Raw genomic sequence first — 16,752 nt, forward strand, 5'->3', positions numbered from 1 at the left:
TTTATCCAAGAACAATTTCAAAATTTCGCTATTATACTGCATGTCCCCAGGCGGGTGCCAGCCAAGATTTGCGACGCAAGAAGCAAAGCAAAATGCCTATTTCCAATAAACTTAGATAACCCGCTGCCAAGACGTCACTTAAATAATGATGGGTCAGTAACACACGAGACATAGCTATTGTAATTCCAGTCAGCAAAAAAGCGTAGAAATAGCGTGGAAACATGATACTTAAGCCAAAAACCAAACTCATAATTGTCGTCGTATGGCCAGAGGGAAAAGACCAGAAAGGTGCGTGGAACTGCAAACCGTAAAAGCCATAGAAATCATTATGAATCCATAAATTAGGACGGGCACGACCAAATAGTATTTTTAAAAAGCCACACACCGCGTTAGGAATAGCAACACACATAAATAAAAACCAGGTGCGAGCAGCCCATTCATGATTGCCCATGATATAACGAAAAAATAAGGCAAGCATAAATAAACCCGATATATAAATAGCACCAATACCAAATTTAGTTATCCAACCCACGATAGCTAAATGCTTTCTTACTTCAAGATTATAAAAATATTCGGCAACAGGTTTGTCGAAATACATAAAACATAGAACAATTAAACCAACATAACTTATCATTACGACAGGATTGGTCATCGCTCTTAATAAGCGATCAAATGGGGACATTTATTTACTCTCCTTTTGTTGCGTTACCAGAATAAGCTCAAGCCAACGTCCTTTTGTATAATTATATCCCGCCGTCTGAGCTTTGACAGACAATGGCAGCCCATCTTTTTTCCACACATTTAAAATCTTTGGGTCAATAAGAGCCAGACGGGAGGAATCTTTTTTAATAAGCTGTTCTGCCGTTTCACTGTCAAGGAATTTTACTAGTTTTGTGTTTAAATTAAATACTAGACTAGGCTCCTCAAAACCTACTACCAATAAAGGCTTTGCGTCACTAATACTCCCTTTTTCCACTAATTCTGTCGCATTACGTGTCAGCCATATGGGCTGTAAATGAGGAAAGAGCTGTGAAAATATAAGAGGATAGGCAATTAGGGCAGTCGCAAAAATAGCCAAACTTGCCCGACGATAAGCCCCTTGCCAAGAATAATAGACACAAACAATGGTCATTATAACTAATCCGGTGAAAAGAATCATACTGGCGACAGAAACTTTTCCCATCACCAGAAAAGGCAGAAGAGCCAGGCTACATGCCAAACCTATTGACAACATTCCCCACATAAATTGCAAAAAATGTAGCCACCTTCCTGGAGAATCCTGCTGCTTCATGTTATCGATAGCTAAAGCGCAGAGCAGTGCGATGGCTGGAAACGTAGGCAATACATATTGCGGTAGCTTGGTAGGCATAATTTCAAAGAAACACCAGGTGGGGATTAACCACGCCAATAAAAATTTAACTACTTTTTCATGTCGGTAACGAACAGCATACATACCACCTAACCATAAGAATAAAGATGCTGGCCAAAATGTTAACGGTAAAATTGCAAGATGGAACAATGGAGGTTTTCCATGTGACTCATGCCCTCCTTGTAACTTTGGCAGTAAATCTTTATGCAACATCTGCATCAAATAATTACTGTTTTCCGCTTCATTAACCATGTACAACCAAGCCATAGTCAGCAGCAAAAAAAGTAAAAATCCACGATAAAAACGTAAACTAGCTAACCAGTCGATACGTCTTTCAAAAAAGCACAGAGCAATGATGGTTAAAAAACCAACTAATGGTGTTACCCCTTTTAAGACCATGCCAAAGGCCATAGCTAACCAAAAGCAATATGCCCATCCCCAATGTGCACGCACCCCAGTGATCCCTTTCTCATAGCAATGCCATAAAGCACCTTGCATTAATAACACTGAAAATAGTAAAGAAGCATCAATCACTGCCATATGCGTTTCGACAATTAACAACAAGGATGTGATAAATAAGCCTGAAGCCAACAGCGCTGTGCGCTGATTAACAAAGTTGCGCGCAAAGAAATAAAGTAATAAAACAGAAAACAATCCGCCAAGCACAGAAGGTATACGATAAGGCCAAATTTTCGTTGCATTTGCATCACTAAATAAACGAACGCTGGCAGCCTGTAACCAATTAATTCCTGGTGGTTTTTGAAAACGCGTTCTTTCTTGAAAGCGAATTTGAAAATAATTGCCCGTTTGCAACATTTGCCGACTTGCTTGAGCAAAATGAGCTTCATCTCTATCAATTACTGGTAATTTGGCAATTCCAGGAACAAAGAGCAACAGTGAGAAGCAGGCTAGTAGAAGAACATGTTGTAACTTTGACAAAGCTTTCGACCAAATGCAAATGTTCGATAATATAGGAAGCTTAACTAAAATTCTACGTCGACCATTAATAAACCAATAAAGCTCATTGTACGGCTAAGTTTCCAAACTCTATTTTTTTACAAAATTACAAAAATATATTGTCTAGTCCTTATGTGGGTAAAGTTACCTATTGGACTTCCCATCCATCGAAAGATTAAATATTTGATCATTTTAATCATAAAATAACACAAAGCAGTGAGAAAGTGATGACATTATATCTGTATCGCAGCGACTCTCAGTTACTTCATTGTCTACTGAAATTCTTCATGAACTTGAGTATATGAATAACTATCGTTAGAATGTTTGATTTTATTATTAGTGAAAAGGCATGCTTGAGCTAACCACCGTCCAACAAATAGCCATTTGGATATTGCCTGTCTTATTTGCTATTACACTTCATGAAGCGTCACATGCTTGGGTTGCTTATCGTCTAGGCGACACAACCGCTAAAATGTTAGGACGCCTTAGCTTTAATCCTATACGACATATTGATCTTATTGGAACCATCATTGTTCCCATCGTTGTTTTGATAGTTAGTCAATTTAATTTTGTCTTTGGTTGGGCTAAGCCTGTACCTATTAACGACTCTCAATTTCGTCATCCACGTCGTGATGTCGCCCTATCTACGGCAGCAGGACCACTTTCAAATTTATTAATGGCGATTCTTTGGGCTGGATTATTAAAATTAGCAATTAACCTTAATCCTCAGTCGTCTAATGCTGCCCTATTTCTATTATTGGCTTCTCGTGCTGGAGTAATCATTAATTTGCTATTGGCCTATCTTAATTTGATACCCATCCCACCATTAGATGGTAGTCGCATTTTGGCAAGCCTTCTTCCTCCAAGGCAAGCCTATGTTTATCAAAAAATAGAACCCTGGGGATTCTTTATCTTACTTCTTCTTATGTTTACAGGGATTTTAAGTTGGCTTATTAATCCTCCAATTCAATGGTCACTTATGCTGCTTCGATCGTTATTTAATTTATGAAAATTCTTGCTGACTCCACGTTACCAGGCTTAGTTGCCGCTTTTCCGAAGCCTTTTGAATTGACGTTGTATGAAGATGTTAATGACCTACCTGAATTGCTTAAAAATCAACAGGTTTTAATTTGCCGTTCAACACTAAAAGTTAATGATGGTTTATTAAAAAACTCTGCACTCCGCTATGTGGCGACAGCAAGCAGCGGCACTGATCATATAGACGCAGATTATCTTCATTCACGTGGAATAGAATTAATCGATGCTAAAGGCAGTAATGCTACTGCAGTCGCCGATTATGTCATTGCAAGTCTGGCGTTTCTTAAAAAATTTAAAGGCCTCAGTCCAACGAAGGCAGCGGTAATTGGTGTAGGAGAAGTAGGTTCAAAAGTATTAAAACGTCTTCAAGCTGTTGGCTTAGACGTGCTTTCCTATGATCCCCCTAAAGCTAAACAGAGTGCTAATTTTGTTAGTTGTGCGCTTGACGCTCTCAGTGAGTGTGACCTAATTTCAATTCACGCCAATCTACATTCAACGATGCCACATCCAAGCTTTAATCTAATTAATGATACATTGTTAAAAAAATTAAAGCCTCGCTGCGCTGTCATCAATGCTTCACGAGGTGGTATTGTAAATGAAAGAGAAATACTAAAGCATGAGTCTCTTATTTATTGTACTGATGTATATAGCAATGAGCCGGCCATTAATGAAGAAATTATTCATTTTGCAACATTATGCACCCCTCACATAGCAGGCCATAGTCTTGAAGCAAAAGATGAAGCCATTTTTATGCTAAGTCGAAAACTTCACACGGCTTATGGATTATCTATTCCCAAATTTTCTATCCCCACAAGTAGCCAGGCTTCCAGATGGACCGTGGACCAAACGTGGGAAGACTATATTTTATCCTTATATAATCCAATGTTTGAAACAGAAATTTTAAAAAATGCTGACAAGCTAGAGGCCACCTTTTTGCGATTGCGTAAAGCGCATCATCACCGCCATGATTTTGCCGTTTCTGCAAAAGAATCGACTACTAATAAGAGCTATTTAGGTATATTGGGTATTGAGGGTTAGTTATAGTTCAAATCACAACAACTAACCGGGCTGCTTGTTGATTAATTGTCGTATTACCAGCTGATCTGAAAAAGGATGTCGAATATTGCCAATTTGCTGGTAATCCTCATGACCTTTTCCTGCAACCACAATGATGTCATTTTTCTCAGCCAGACTGAGTGCCTTAGCAATTGCTTGTTCTCGATCAGCAATTTTAACAACAGTTGAACGGTTGGTTATCCCAGCTTCAATTTCTTCAATAATAGTCAAAGGATCCTCTGTTCGGGGGTTATCACTCGTAATAATGACCATGTCGCCATATTGTTCGGCAATTTTTCCCATTATAGGACGCTTGGTCTTATCCCTGTCTCCCCCACAGCCAAAGACGACAAAAATGCGATTCGTTTTTACTTTATTTAAGGTAACAAGAACATTTTCCAAGGCATCCGGGGTATGAGCATAATCAACAATGGTATACGGCTCTTGTGAAACAATTTCCATGCGACCTGGTGCTGCTCTTAACTTAGCCATAATCGACGCGATAGTTTCTACAGGATAACCATTGGCCGCTAAACTTGAAAAGATAGCTAATGCGTTGTAAATGTTGAAGAATCCTAAAGCATTTATTTTTAATTGTACTTTTCCCCAAGGCGAAACAACGTCAAAACTAGTTCCTGCTAAACTTAAATTCAAATTCAAAGCACGCACATCAGCAGCTTCTTTTATACCATAGCTAACAACCTGACAAGAAGATGTTGTAATAGCATTTTGCATTACATGTTGATAGGCATCGTCCTGATTAACAATCGCCCATTTAAGAGTAGGCTTGGCAAATAATAAGGTTTTTGCTTCAGCATAAGCCTCCATGGTGACATGATAATCCAAGTGTTCATGGCTTAAATTCGTAAAGATAGCTTGATGAAAATCAATTCCATCGACACGATGTTGACATAAAGCATGGGAGGAAACCTCCATGCATACCTGCTTGATTGAATCGTTTTGATACTCCGCTAAAAGTTGCTGGAGACATAACGCATCAGGTGTTGTATTTCCTAGCATTTCAAGCGCTGTTATCTTACCCTGCCCTATAGTTCCGATATAAGCAGACTGCTGTCCCAGTAACTCATAAGCCTGTGCTAATTGATAAGCAATTGTAGTTTTACCATTCGTCCCAGTAACCCCGGTTACTGCTAATGCTTTAGTAGGATAACCATAAAAACGACTGGCGATATCGCCTAATTTTTCTGCAAGATTAGATAAAGGAATACAAATTAAATGGCTCGGTAATTGATCTCTAGACCATCCTGCTGGTTCATACACAAGTGCTGTTGCACCCGCTGCCGCAGCTTGAGGTATAAATAACCGACCGTCAGTTTGTGCTCCTGGATAAGCAAAGAATAAAAAACCTGGTTTAATTTGGCGACTATCATTATGTAAACCTAAAATGTCGCAATCAGGAGGGGTTATGTCAGCCCAAGGATGCATTAATTCAGCTAGCTTCATTGATAACCTCACATCGTCGTTTTATCAGGAGGAACCTCTAATATCCGCAATGATCCAGACATTACTTGTGCAAATAGAGGAGCCGCCACTGCTGCCCCATAATAACTGTTTTTTGTTGGTTCATGAATAACAACTACAACGACAAGCCTTGGTCTTGATACGGGAGCAATACCCACAAAACTTGCAATATGGCGGTTTGCTTCATAACCGTTTTTTCCAGCAATACGTGCTGTCCCTGTTTTACCGGCAACCCGATAACCAGGAACTCTTGCTAATTTACCAGTTCCTTCATTGCCAAGTACAGCTTCCATCATTGCTAGAATTTGCTCAGATGTTTTTTGATCCAACACTTGTTCACCCAGTGTTGTTGCCTGGTTGTGTATTAATGTAACAGGTAAAGAACGACCTTTATTGGCAAAAATGAGATAGGCTTTAGCCAGTTGTAAAGCCGTCACGGAGAGACCATACCCAAAACCTAAAGTAGCCAATACAAATGGATTAGCGTCCTTAACATTAACTATGCCTCCATCACTTTCACCGGGGTATCCACTTTCTGTCCGTTGACCAAATCCACTTCGTTGTAATAAACCAATTAATTGCTCAGGTGGACTTTGCAAAATCATTTTAGTCACACCAACGTTACTGGAGTGTTGCAAAACACCGGTAACGTCGAGCACACCATAATTATGAACATCTCGAATAGTATGACCATGTACTATCATCCAGCTAGGGCGAGTATCAATAATAGTTTCTGGTTTAAATAAGCCAGTCCCTAGAGCACTGGCGATACTGAATGGTTTAATAACAGAACCGGGCTCAAAGGTATCCGTAATCGCTTTGTTGCGATAACTGTCCCGTGTATAGCGTTCGCGCGCATTAGGGTTAAATGAAGGCGCATTTGCTGCTGCTAAAATTTCACCATTCGTCGTATCGACTACAACGACAGATCCAGATTTCGCAGAAAATTTTTCCAAGGTATTTTGTAGTTCATGGTAAGCCAAATATTGAATACGACTATCAATACTTAAAACAAGTTCATGCCCTGGACGAGGTTCTTTTATCACCCCAAGTTCTTCAATAATTTGTCCCATCCTATCCTTAAGGACGCGCTTTTTACCAGTTAATCCCATTAACCAATCTTGATAAGCAAGCTCCAATCCTTCAATACCAATATCATCAATGTTGGTGAATCCGAGCAGTTGAGCAGTATTCTCACCAGCAGGATAATATCGTTTAAATTCTCGTTGGAAATTGATACCCGGAATTTTAAGTTCTGCAATTTTTTTAGCAATCATCGGGGGTAATTGCCGGCGTAAATATAAAAATTCGCGCGCTTTTGCTTTTTTAACATGAGCCAATAATACTTTTGGGGGAATATTAACGAGACGTGATAGCTCAGCCAATTGCTTTGCGTCAGCTGAAAAAGCTTGAGGGTTCAGCCATACCGACTGTACCGGGGTACTTACTGCCAGAGGTGTTCCTTGTCTGTCAGTAATCATCCCTCGGTAAGCTGGGATGTCAACAACACGAACACTACGAGCATCACCTTGCCCCTGGAGAAATTGTCGATGCAGAACGGTTAAATCAACCATACGCCACAACAACGCCGCCAAAAGCACCATAAAAAATAATGAAACGGCAGCTAGACGTGCCAATACACCTCTAGCTTTCATCGTGTTTGCAACACATAAGTATCTTTATCTGCTGGCAATTTCATTTGTAGTTTCTCAACTGCAAGCGCTTCAACCCGACCAGGAGTTGCAAGACTAGCCTGTTCTAGCAAGAGTTGCCCCCATTGTAGCTGCAATTGCTGTGCTTGCTGCTCCAGACGCTGTAATTCGCTGAACGTGATTCGATGTTCATTCGTTACATAAACAACTGACAACGCACTAATAAGCACTGAAAATAACAATGATAGAATAAAGCAAAGTTGTTTTGAGAGACGCATATCTGATAAATGTCCGCTAAAAAGATTGCTTTGATGAATCGCTCTGGCTGCTGCGTTCATGCTATTTTCTCCCCTATTCTTAAAACTGCGCTACGAGCTCTGACATTTTCTTTTACTTCGTCATCACTTGCTTTTATCGCCTTACCAATTTTTTTAAAATTCGTTTTTATTTCTTCGTGTCGCACGGGGACAGAAGCTGGAAGTCTATCGCCTTGTGCTTTATCACGCATAAACTGCTTAACAATACGGTCTTCCAAAGAATGGAAACTAATTACCGCCAAACGCCCACCAATTGCTAAAACATCAATCACGGTTTTCAAGCACATGGTTAAATCAGTGAGTTCCTGATTTACGTGAATTCGTATTGCTTGAAAGACACGTGTTGCCGGATGTTTATGTTTCTCCCATTTAGGATTTGCCTGCTTCACAATCTCAGCAAGCTGTTCTGTTGTTTTAATGGGTGTTTCCGCTCTAGCAGAAACAATGGCTCGAGCAATTCTCCCAGCAAAACGCTCTTCACCATACTCTCTAAAAATCGCTGCCATTTCTTCGGCTTCTGTTTCGTTTATAAATTGTGCAGCATCTAAATGCTGGCTGAGATCCATACGCATATCTAAAGGACCTTGCTGCATAAAGCTAAACCCACGATCAGGATTATCTAACTGGGGGGATGACACCCCTAAGTCCAATAAAATGCCATCTACTTTTCCATATACCTGCTCTTCTTTGGCAAAATCTGCGAGCTTTGCAAATGAGCCGTGGTAAATATGGAAGCGTTTATCATTTGAAAAACTCTTCTTTGCATAAGCAATTGCTTCAGGATCTTTATCAATTGCAAATAATCTTCCTGCATCGGATAAGCGCTGCAAAATAGCACGACTATGACCACCGCGACCGAAGGTTCCATCGATATAGACCCCATCCGCCTTAATAGCCAAGCCCTCGAGTGCTTCATGCAACAATACAGATTGATGCGCCATCATATACTTTCCACTACAAAGAAAAGGTTTTCATTTCATCGGGCAATCCGCCACCTTCACCAGATGCTTCGTCAGCTAGCCACTGCTCACGTCTGGATTGCCACAATGATTCATTCCAAACTTCAAACTTATTACCTTGCCCAATCATCATTATCCGCTTATCGAGTTGGGCATAATCTCTCAATAAGGGGGGGAGCAGCACGCGCCCGTTACTATCTAATTCAACATCGGTTGCATGTCCTATTAGAAGCCGCTGGATTCGACGCGCAGCGGCATTAAAACTGGGCAAGCTTTGCAACTTATCCTCAATGACTTGCCATTCAGCAGCCGGATAAAGCAACAAACACGTTTCCTCGGTATCAATTGTCACCACTAAAGGCGCTTTATCATTGCCCCCCGCCAACGCGTCACGATAGCGCGTTGGTACGGCAAGACGGCCTTTTCCGTCGATTGTGATGGCATTGATTCCACGAAACATAATTTAATTTTTGTGGTTTGCTAAAAATGCATTCCACAATTCTCCACTTTTTTAGTATTTTACCCCACTTTTATACACTATAGAAACACTATTTCCCAAGCGTCAACCCCAAAGACAGTTTTTTTTATTAAAAAAAGCGCAAAATCACCTCTTAACAAAGTTTATGATCTTTTTGCGCGCACAATGAAAAACCCAAGAACATATCTCTGAGATTGTTACCGTGACATCGTTGTAAAAATAGTGAGTAACGTCTTTGCGAATGCAGGGAAAAAATCCATACCGAATTTGCTTGAAAATCGTACGGATTGCTTCGCGTGACCAGCCAAAGGATAAAATCCTTATCTGGTTAAAAATTTATCGCTTGGATACAATTGAGTTACAACTGAAGTTACTACTTAAAATTTTACCTTATAAAACTGCTCATCATTTAGGCACACAAGTCATCGCGATTCTATCGCTTGTTTTAGATATGCGCAATGTCAGGTTCTCATTCATCCCTGGTTTGTCATACCTAATCACGAGCGATATAGTCACTTAGATATTTAATCCGGCTGCCAAACGTATACCTTGTAATACCAAGTCAGGAACCAGATGATCGTAAATTTCCTGCTTATCAAATAATGAAGCAAATCCACCCGTTGCCAACACCAAGACATCTTCACCTACAAAAGCTTCTTCTTTAATTCGTGTAATGAGCTCACGACAAGCACCTAAAGCCCCATAAAACACACCTGATTGAATACTCTCAATGGTCGAACGACCTACTACTTGTTCAGTTTTAATAATTTCTACAGCAGGTAATTTTGCTGTTTTATTAGCCAAAGCGTCTACAGATAAGCGAACCCCAGGCAGAATGGCGCCACCTAGATATATTTTTTGAGCTGTAATGACACAAAATGTTGTGGCAGTGCCGAAATCAATCACAATAATATTTTTACCAGGATAAGCATGAGTCGCCGCAATCGCATTTGCAATTCTATCCGCTCCCACTTCAACTGGATTTCTGTATTTTATATTTAAACCTGTCTTGACACCTGCCTGGAGAAAGAACGGTTCTACAGAAAAATATTTAACGCATGCGGCTCGTAATGAATAATCAAGTTGAGGTACTACGGAACAAATAGCAATGGCGCGAATTGCTTCAGGTGAGCACTCATTCTCACGCAGTACTGATTTAAGAAAAATACCTAATTCATCGGAAGTACTCACTTGCGAAGTATGTCGAAATCGAAGAAGGATTTCCTCGCCGGCAAATACACCACCATAGATATGGGAATTACCAACATCAATACATAGCATCATGGGTTGAAACTCAATGATTAGAAAGCGCGATAGTAAGTCTAGTTACAACTATAAATCAAGAGGAAATAGAAAAAGTCGATCGATAAGCCGGGTTCTGTCTTGGACAATCATTCATCTAGGACCTACGTCACCATAGGCCTCAAGCGACCTACCCGAATCCCATATGGGTCATATGATCCTGCTTTTGGCAGGATGGATTCCTATTTGGTCTTGCTCCGAGTGGGGTTTGCCCTGCCACGACTGTTGCCAATCGCGCGGTGCGCTCTTACCGCACCATTTCACCCTTACCTTACCTGCTGCTAGGCATCAGCTAAGGCGGTATATTTTCTGTGGCACTTTCCGTAGGCTCACGCCTCCCAGGCGTTACCTGGCACTTTACCCTATGGAGCCCGGACTTTCCTCTTTTTACACTAGGTAAAAAGCGATTGTCTGATCGACTTTGTAAGCAATACTAGCAGGTTGAATAGCAAAAAACCAGGAAATCCCTGGTTTTTGCTATTCACTATCATTTGATAGAGATGTTAAAGCGAATTAACCACGCGTACCAATAAACTCGTCGTCAAAATAACGCTTTAATTTAGTGCGTAAAGTTCCACGACTTACACCAAGAACTCTAGCAGCTTTTGATTGGTTATAGCGAGTCAGCTCCATTACAGTACGAAATAGAGGAGCTTCAACTTCTTCAACAATTAATTGATACAGATTGAGGTTACCGTCTTTACTACCAACATGGTTTAAATAACCTTTAACTGCACCAACAACTTGCTGAGTTAACGCTTCATTATATTGTTCAACTTGTTGCATAACTGCACTCATTATCCTCTCCAACTTCCAAAAAAGAATTACTCTAATCAGTTATAAACTGATCATCGTGATCGATATACTATCAAATATCACAAAGTATGTAAACATTGTCTTAATGATATTCATTTCTTAAGGGAAGCTTAAGTAAATTTTAAGAATTTTTCAAGCAATTTTTGCACGAACGACTCATTTAGGAGACATCCGTAACATTTTTTTACAGTTTTTTAACTGAAATGTTTGAAATTTTCGTAAATTTTTTTTACATTGAATCAAAAAAACATCTTTCAGAGCTAAAATAGAACAAGTTTACCATTTATTTTTGTAAAATTGTCTGATTTTTTAACTGAAATTAAGGTATCGAAATTTGTGTTCTAAAAACGCACAATTTCGAAAATATAAATGAACTTTTAAAGATTCTACTTACCTACGTCCCGCGGCTTGTCGGCTTGTCCGCGGGACCTAGAGATTCAATAAAAGTGGCGCCCGTGTACAGGCCGCAGGTCTTAGTAGAATTTCAATGAGAATTTTATCATTAATATTGGCGACTAATGTTCTTCTACCGTAAAACTTTCGCCACAACCACATTGCCCTTTCTGATTAGGGTTATCAAAAACAAATTTATAATTTAAACCCTGTCTAACGTAATCTACCTTCATGCCTTTCAAATAAGGGTAGCTGGATTTATCAATACAGACCACATAATCATCTGTTAAAGACTGGACGATATCGTTGTCTTGCGGGGCTTGAACATAATCGACTACATAAGATAAACCTGAGCAACCCGTTTTTTTTACCGATAAACGAATACCTTTACTCTCTTTCTGCTTACCAAGATAAGACAGGATATGCTGCTTGGCAGCTTCACTTAAGGTAACGCCAGTTGTCAAATTACTCATATGTTGCATTACTTCAGACATTATTCGCTCCCCTTTAACTTCTCTTTCATTGTCTTCACAATCTCTCGGTAGCCGTCATCTATTTGTAATGCGACAGGATATCGAGTCCTTGGTATCTCTAACTGCTCCACGAGCCAAGAATAATCAAACTGAGGATGTTCGTCGATATTATTCCCTTCAAGTTGCTTACAGACTAACTCTGCGGCCGCAACTAAATAAGGATTGCCATAGGCTTTAAATCGAGCTTTTAGAATTAAACCTTGCTCATTACATTGTAGATAAAAATCAAATACATCACCTCGACCTGCTTCACCACTTCGATAATAAACCGTAAGTGGTTCTGATTTATCAACTGTTCCCACGTGTTCGGGTGAAAAAAAACAATGTTCTACTAGTTCATTATACATCATAGCGGTGATATTTCGTGCAAACGGCCAATCTGGCGACAAATTATTGTAATAGCCTGCTTTATTTGTTCTTCAGTGGTAAAGCGACCACAGGAAATACGAACGGAACTGTATGCAGATTCATCATCAAGTCCTAAAGCTCTTAGCACATATGAGGGTTGTAAACTGGCCGAAGCACACGCAGAGGTTGTAGAAATAGCCAGTTCACGCAAAGCCAGCAATAATGAATCTCCCTCAACACCTGAGAAGGTTAAATTTAAATTGCCAGCGACTCGTCTACTCTCGTCACCATTGAGATGCACACCAGGAATATGCTTAATGCCTTCCCACAATTGTTGACGCAAATGCAAAATACGGGCTTGTTCTTCTACACGTAATGCTTCGGATAAAATAAACGCCTCTGCCATCCCAATAATCTGGTGTGTAGCAAGCGTTCCAGAACGTAAACCTCCTTCATGACCACCACCAAAGGATTGAGGCTCTAAACGAACTTTCGGCCTGTGACGCACATACAAAGCACCTACCCCTTTAGGACCATAATTTTTGTGTGCAGAAAAAGCCATTAAATCCACGGACATTTGCTCTAAATTAATCTCAAGTTTTCCAGCACTTTGAGCAGCATCGACATGAAAAATGATCCCCTTATCACGCAAAAACTCACCTATACGTGCAATATCCTGGATCACCCCAATTTCATTGTTTACATGCATGATAGACACTAAAATGGTGTCTTCACGTAGAGCTTGTTTTAAATTTTCAAAATTTAGTAGACCATTAGGTTGAGGCTCGAGATAAGTCACTTCAAACCCTTCTTTCTCCAATTGATGATAGCTATCAAGAACTGCCTTATGCTCTGTTTGCATAGTCACAGCATGACGACCTTTACGCTGATAAAAATGAGCTGCACCTAAAATCGCTAAATTGTTAGCTTCAGTAGCACCAGAGGTAAATACTATTTCTGCAGGGGAGGCATGAATAATATTAGCAATTTGCTGCCTGGCATACTCCACAGCTTCAGCTGCTTTTTTGCCGTAAATATGTGTCCTTGATGCAGGGTTACCAAAAACACCATCAGGACCTAAGTAATTGACCATTTTTTCAATCACGCGCGGGTCTACCGGCGTAGTGGCCATGTAATCTAAATAAATAGGCAAATTGCTCATCCTTTAATTCCCCTCGTTTGTCGCTGTCCATAAATTGGTAGGATTCCATAATAACTATATGCTACTGCAAGCCAATAAATACGAGTAATTGCGTTGAAATTAAAAAAATAAGACATTTTATTTAAGATTTAAAGCTTTCTGAATGTGACTTAAAATACCCCGAAGAATTGTGACCTCCATATATTCCAGTTGAGCACGGTTATATATTCGTCGAATTCGTTGTAATAACCGCTTCGTAGGACGCGTGGGTTTTAAAAATTTGGTCTCTAGCATGACGACTTTCAAATGTTCCAGGAATTGTTCCACTTCATCGGCAGTTGCCAATCGATCAGGATTTACCCCAACTTGAGCAGAGGGGGACAATAGTTTCATACGTAACTCATAAACAATAATTTGCACAGCCTGAGATAGATTTAATGAACTGTATTCCGGATTACTTGGGATATTGATGTGATAATTACTGCGTAATAATTCTTCATTCGTTAATCCCGCATGCTCTCTTCCGAAAAGAATGGCTATTTCAGTGTCATCAGGTTGACCCGCAATTAACGTAGCACACTCAGAGGGCGTTAAACCAGGTAAAGCAATGCCTCGTGGCCTTGCACTTGTTGCAAAGATTAATTGACATCCTTTTAAAGCATCATCCAGCGAATCAGTTACAATCGCTTCCCTCAATACATCATCAGCTCCTGCGGCCATTTCAATCGCTTTTTGATGAGGGAATGACTTTGGTGTAACAAGATAAAGGTTGCTAAATCCCATTGTTTTCATTGCCCTGGCTGTCGAACCAATATTACCAGGATGGGAAGTTGCAATTAATACTATTCGGACTGCAGAAAAATTCATAACGGAATCAGGTTAGCTCATTTATAAAAGTGTCGGTTGAATTAACAATCATTAACGAGAATAGATTACACTCTCTTTTGACGCCAACAACAAACCAGGAATTATTTAATAATTGCAAACTATACATCAATGACTTCTCTCTGTACAAAAAAAAATGTGTTAGAATCGCTGATTTTGTAAAAACGAGCAAAATCCATGCAACCATTATTAAACATTGCCATCTCTGCTGCCCGACTCGCCGGCGATATCATTATTCGCCATATGGAACAAATAGACAGACTTAAAATTACCGCTAAAAATAGTGAAGAATACTTTAGCGAAGTTGATATTAAAGCTGAGCAAGCCATTATCAACGCAATTCATAAGGCCTATCCCGAGCACGGTATCATTGCTGAAGAAAGCGGTGTTTATAATGACGATGCGGACTCTGTATGGATTATTGACCCGCTGGACGGCACGACCAATTATTTACATGGATTCCCCTTCTTTTCCGTATCAATTGCACATCGAGTCAAAAATCGTATTGAACATGGTGTTGTCTATGATCCTTTGCGTCATGAGTGTTTCTCAGCGAGCCGTGGGCGTGGCGCTCAACTTAATGAACGCCGTATTCGTGTGTCCAAAAAAACACAACTGTCGGATGCTTTGCTAGGGACAGGTTTTCCTTTTCGCAATATTCATTTAGCAAAACGCTACCTACCCACATTTGAAGCACTCATTGGAAAATGCGCCGGAGTTCGCCGAACAGGCTCCGCAGCTCTTGACCTTGCGTATGTGGCAAGTGGTCGACTTGATGGATTTTGGGAGTTTGGTTTGCGTCCTTGGGACATTGCTGCTGGGACTCTATTGATAAGAGAAGCCGGTGGGTTAATTAGCAGTCTTGATGGTGGTGAAGATTACATGAAACAAGGCGATGTTGCAGCAGGAACACCCAAAGTGTTTAAGGCACTGCTACAAACATTAATGCCTGTTATAAAGAGTTAGTGCTTAAGTCCCGCGGAGCAATCCGCGGGATGAAAGAATTTATTCAATAACCCCAGGTTTCAAACCTAGCGCCAATGGTAATTGAGAAGCCAAAGCCGTACCAAGATTCTTAGAAAAACGCTCAAGCACACTTTGTTTGTACGTGTAGTCTATTACTTTTTCAAGCTGCATTTTTTCGCGAACGATTTGACCACTACTGGCGAAACCATCAATTAGACCCCGCTCTTTAGCTTGTTCACCAGTCCAGAAGAGACCAGAGAAAGTGTCATCATCCACTTTGAGTCGGTCACCGCGTCCGGCTTTCACTTTATCTATAAATTGCTGATGAATCCCATCGAGCATCGTTTGTAGCAGCTGCACTTGTAGAGGGGTCTGCGGTGAGAAGGGATCCATAAATCCTTTATTCTTACCGGCCGTTTGCAAACGTCTGGTTACACCTAATTTCTGCATCGTATCAACAAAGCCAAAGCCATTGTATAACACACCAATAGAACCTACGATGCTGGATTGATTGGCATAAATTTCATCAGCACCAGCAGCCACATAATAGGCAGCAGAAGCACACATATCAACGCAAACAGCATAGGTTTTAATGTCAGGATATTTTTGCCGATAATATTGCAAGGTATTGTACATATAATCTGCCTGGACAGGACTGCCACCCGGACTATTGATGCGAATAATTATTGCTTTTAAACCTCCGCTTTGATAGGCAGAATCCATTGATTTTGCAAAATTTTCAGCGCCAGCGGCTTCAGAATCAAAGATAGTTCCATTTAAATCAATTAAACCTACATGAGGTTTAAGTCGTACCGTTTTATCTTCATCACCATAGTGATAGAGTCGATAGGCGATTAACAGAACAATCACTGCAATAAGAGCACGCTTGAACCAATTCCAGCGGCGTTTACGCTTTTGATCACGCATATACTCAATAACTATTTGATTTACCAAAGTTTGTGAGTCAGGATGATTGTTGGAAGGATTATCATTCATTTGTATTAAGTCACTTGATTTTTTAAAAAGAACCCACATTTTACGGCAGATAAGAAGTATTTTA

The 16,752-nt window shown here is 40.2% G+C and carries 17 protein-coding genes and 1 other RNA gene; 3 read left to right on the forward strand and 15 right to left on the reverse strand.

The window, feature by feature from the left end; all coding sequences use genetic code 11:
* Positions 1 to 31: 31 nt before the first annotated feature.
* A complete protein-coding gene (locus tag LHA_RS10190; protein WP_045106448.1) occupies positions 32 to 682 on the reverse strand; it encodes a phosphatase PAP2 family protein in 651 nt (216 codons plus the stop codon).
* Entirely contained in the window at positions 683 to 2,308 is a 1,626-nt protein-coding gene (locus LHA_RS10195; protein WP_147292345.1) for an ArnT family glycosyltransferase, read from the reverse strand.
* 367 nt (positions 2,309 to 2,675) lie between these two features.
* Here LHA_RS10195 and LHA_RS10200 point away from each other — a divergent pair, with 367 nt between their 5' ends.
* Both LHA_RS10200 and LHA_RS10205 read left to right on the forward strand, forming a co-directional pair.
* Complete coding sequence (locus LHA_RS10200) at positions 2,676 to 3,335, forward strand: site-2 protease family protein (protein WP_045106450.1); 660 nt, start codon at positions 2,676 to 2,678, stop codon at positions 3,333 to 3,335.
* A complete protein-coding gene (locus tag LHA_RS10205) occupies positions 3,332 to 4,402 on the forward strand; it encodes a 4-phosphoerythronate dehydrogenase (protein ID WP_045106451.1) in 1,071 nt (356 codons plus the stop codon). Before LHA_RS10200 ends, LHA_RS10205 begins: the two co-directional genes overlap by 4 nt.
* Before the next feature lie 21 nt (positions 4,403 to 4,423).
* Here the strand turns inward: LHA_RS10205 and LHA_RS10210 are convergent, their stop codons facing one another.
* The 12 genes from LHA_RS10210 to LHA_RS10265 all read right to left on the reverse strand — a co-directional run bounded on the left by LHA_RS10210 (position 4,424) and on the right by LHA_RS10265 (position 14,708).
* Positions 4,424 to 5,884 (reverse strand): UDP-N-acetylmuramoyl-L-alanyl-D-glutamate--2,6-diaminopimelate ligase, encoded by a 1,461-nt coding sequence (locus LHA_RS10210; protein WP_045106452.1) that lies wholly within the window; start codon positions 5,882 to 5,884, stop codon positions 4,424 to 4,426.
* A gap of 8 nt (positions 5,885 to 5,892) precedes the next feature.
* Positions 5,893 to 7,557, reverse strand: a complete 1,665-nt coding sequence (locus LHA_RS10215; protein ID WP_045106453.1) for a peptidoglycan D,D-transpeptidase FtsI family protein — start codon at positions 7,555 to 7,557, stop codon at positions 5,893 to 5,895.
* The gene (ftsL, locus tag LHA_RS10220; RefSeq protein ID WP_045106454.1) at positions 7,554 to 7,892 is read right to left on the reverse strand and encodes a cell division protein FtsL; all 339 of its coding nucleotides are present in this window, start codon (positions 7,890 to 7,892) and stop codon (positions 7,554 to 7,556) included. The genes LHA_RS10215 and ftsL overlap by 4 nt, the downstream gene beginning before the upstream one ends.
* Positions 7,889 to 8,815 (reverse strand): 16S rRNA (cytosine(1402)-N(4))-methyltransferase RsmH, encoded by a 927-nt coding sequence (gene rsmH, locus LHA_RS10225; protein WP_045106455.1) that lies wholly within the window; start codon positions 8,813 to 8,815, stop codon positions 7,889 to 7,891. Before rsmH ends, ftsL begins: the two co-directional genes overlap by 4 nt.
* 10 nt (positions 8,816 to 8,825) lie before the next feature.
* On the reverse strand, positions 8,826 to 9,290 hold the full coding sequence (mraZ, locus tag LHA_RS10230) for a division/cell wall cluster transcriptional repressor MraZ (protein WP_045106456.1): 465 nt from the start codon (positions 9,288 to 9,290) through the stop codon (positions 8,826 to 8,828).
* A gap of 534 nt (positions 9,291 to 9,824) precedes the next feature.
* Positions 9,825 to 10,592 carry a type III pantothenate kinase gene (locus tag LHA_RS10240; protein ID WP_045106458.1) on the reverse strand — a complete coding sequence of 256 codons (768 nt, stop codon included), beginning with the start codon at positions 10,590 to 10,592 and terminating at the stop codon, positions 9,825 to 9,827.
* A 67-nt stretch (positions 10,593 to 10,659) separates the two neighbouring features.
* An RNA gene (rnpB, locus tag LHA_RS16270) (RNase P RNA component class A) lies at positions 10,660 to 11,033 on the reverse strand.
* A 90-nt stretch (positions 11,034 to 11,123) separates the two neighbouring features.
* Positions 11,124 to 11,408 carry a helix-turn-helix domain-containing protein gene (locus tag LHA_RS10245; RefSeq protein WP_045106459.1) on the reverse strand — a complete coding sequence of 95 codons (285 nt, stop codon included), beginning with the start codon at positions 11,406 to 11,408 and terminating at the stop codon, positions 11,124 to 11,126.
* Between the two features lie 533 nt (positions 11,409 to 11,941).
* Positions 11,942 to 12,313 carry a HesB/IscA family protein gene (locus LHA_RS10250; protein ID WP_045106460.1) on the reverse strand — a complete coding sequence of 124 codons (372 nt, stop codon included), beginning with the start codon at positions 12,311 to 12,313 and terminating at the stop codon, positions 11,942 to 11,944.
* Entirely contained in the window at positions 12,313 to 12,702 is a 390-nt protein-coding gene (locus LHA_RS10255) for an iron-sulfur cluster assembly scaffold protein (protein WP_045106461.1), read from the reverse strand. The genes LHA_RS10250 and LHA_RS10255 overlap by 1 nt, the downstream gene beginning before the upstream one ends.
* Positions 12,699 to 13,862, reverse strand: a complete 1,164-nt coding sequence (locus LHA_RS10260; protein ID WP_045106462.1) for an IscS subfamily cysteine desulfurase — start codon at positions 13,860 to 13,862, stop codon at positions 12,699 to 12,701. Before LHA_RS10260 ends, LHA_RS10255 begins: the two co-directional genes overlap by 4 nt.
* 117 nt (positions 13,863 to 13,979) lie before the next feature.
* A complete protein-coding gene (locus LHA_RS10265) occupies positions 13,980 to 14,708 on the reverse strand; it encodes an RNA methyltransferase (protein WP_045106463.1) in 729 nt (242 codons plus the stop codon).
* 195 nt (positions 14,709 to 14,903) lie between these two features.
* On the opposite strand from LHA_RS10265, the gene LHA_RS10270 reads away from it, so the two are divergent.
* Complete coding sequence (locus LHA_RS10270) at positions 14,904 to 15,692, forward strand: inositol monophosphatase family protein (protein ID WP_045106464.1); 789 nt, start codon at positions 14,904 to 14,906, stop codon at positions 15,690 to 15,692.
* Positions 15,693 to 15,731: 39 nt separating this feature from the next.
* Here LHA_RS10270 and LHA_RS10275 read toward each other — a convergent pair whose 3' ends face one another.
* Positions 15,732 to 16,727, reverse strand: coding sequence for a S49 family peptidase (locus LHA_RS10275; protein ID WP_231861899.1), 996 nt, complete (start codon positions 16,725 to 16,727; stop codon positions 15,732 to 15,734).
* Between the last annotated feature and the right edge of the window lie 25 nt (positions 16,728 to 16,752).

The sequence above is a fragment of the Legionella hackeliae genome, assembly GCF_000953655.1.
GTDB classification, from domain to species: Bacteria; Pseudomonadota; Gammaproteobacteria; order Legionellales; family Legionellaceae; genus Tatlockia; species Tatlockia hackeliae.

Excerpts from the sequence above, each read along its gene's own strand:
- LHA_RS10190 (WP_045106448.1), bottom strand. The coding sequence starts at position 682 with ATGTCCCCATTTGATCGCTTATTAAGAGCGATGACCAATCCTGTCGTA.
- LHA_RS10275 (WP_231861899.1), bottom strand. The coding sequence starts at position 16,727 with ATGTGGGTTCTTTTTAAAAAATCAAGTGACTTAATACAAATGAATGAT.
- LHA_RS10215 (WP_045106453.1), bottom strand. The coding sequence starts at position 7,557 with ATGAAAGCTAGAGGTGTATTGGCACGTCTAGCTGCCGTTTCATTATTT.
- LHA_RS10270 (WP_045106464.1), top strand. The coding sequence starts at position 14,904 with ATGCAACCATTATTAAACATTGCCATCTCTGCTGCCCGACTCGCCGGC.
- LHA_RS10210 (WP_045106452.1), bottom strand. The coding sequence starts at position 5,884 with ATGAAGCTAGCTGAATTAATGCATCCTTGGGCTGACATAACCCCTCCT.
- LHA_RS10260 (WP_045106462.1), bottom strand. The coding sequence starts at position 13,862 with ATGAGCAATTTGCCTATTTATTTAGATTACATGGCCACTACGCCGGTA.
- mraZ (WP_045106456.1), bottom strand. The coding sequence starts at position 9,290 with ATGTTTCGTGGAATCAATGCCATCACAATCGACGGAAAAGGCCGTCTT.
- LHA_RS10200 (WP_045106450.1), top strand. The coding sequence starts at position 2,676 with ATGCTTGAGCTAACCACCGTCCAACAAATAGCCATTTGGATATTGCCT.
- LHA_RS10255 (WP_045106461.1), bottom strand. The coding sequence starts at position 12,702 with ATGATGTATAATGAACTAGTAGAACATTGTTTTTTTTCACCCGAACAC.
- LHA_RS10245 (WP_045106459.1), bottom strand. The coding sequence starts at position 11,408 with ATGAGTGCAGTTATGCAACAAGTTGAACAATATAATGAAGCGTTAACT.
- LHA_RS10205 (WP_045106451.1), top strand. The coding sequence starts at position 3,332 with ATGAAAATTCTTGCTGACTCCACGTTACCAGGCTTAGTTGCCGCTTTT.
- LHA_RS10265 (WP_045106463.1), bottom strand. The coding sequence starts at position 14,708 with ATGAATTTTTCTGCAGTCCGAATAGTATTAATTGCAACTTCCCATCCT.
- rsmH (WP_045106455.1), bottom strand. The coding sequence starts at position 8,815 with ATGATGGCGCATCAATCTGTATTGTTGCATGAAGCACTCGAGGGCTTG.
- ftsL (WP_045106454.1), bottom strand. The coding sequence starts at position 7,892 with ATGAACGCAGCAGCCAGAGCGATTCATCAAAGCAATCTTTTTAGCGGA.
- LHA_RS10240 (WP_045106458.1), bottom strand. The coding sequence starts at position 10,592 with ATGATGCTATGTATTGATGTTGGTAATTCCCATATCTATGGTGGTGTA.
- LHA_RS10250 (WP_045106460.1), bottom strand. The coding sequence starts at position 12,313 with ATGTCTGAAGTAATGCAACATATGAGTAATTTGACAACTGGCGTTACC.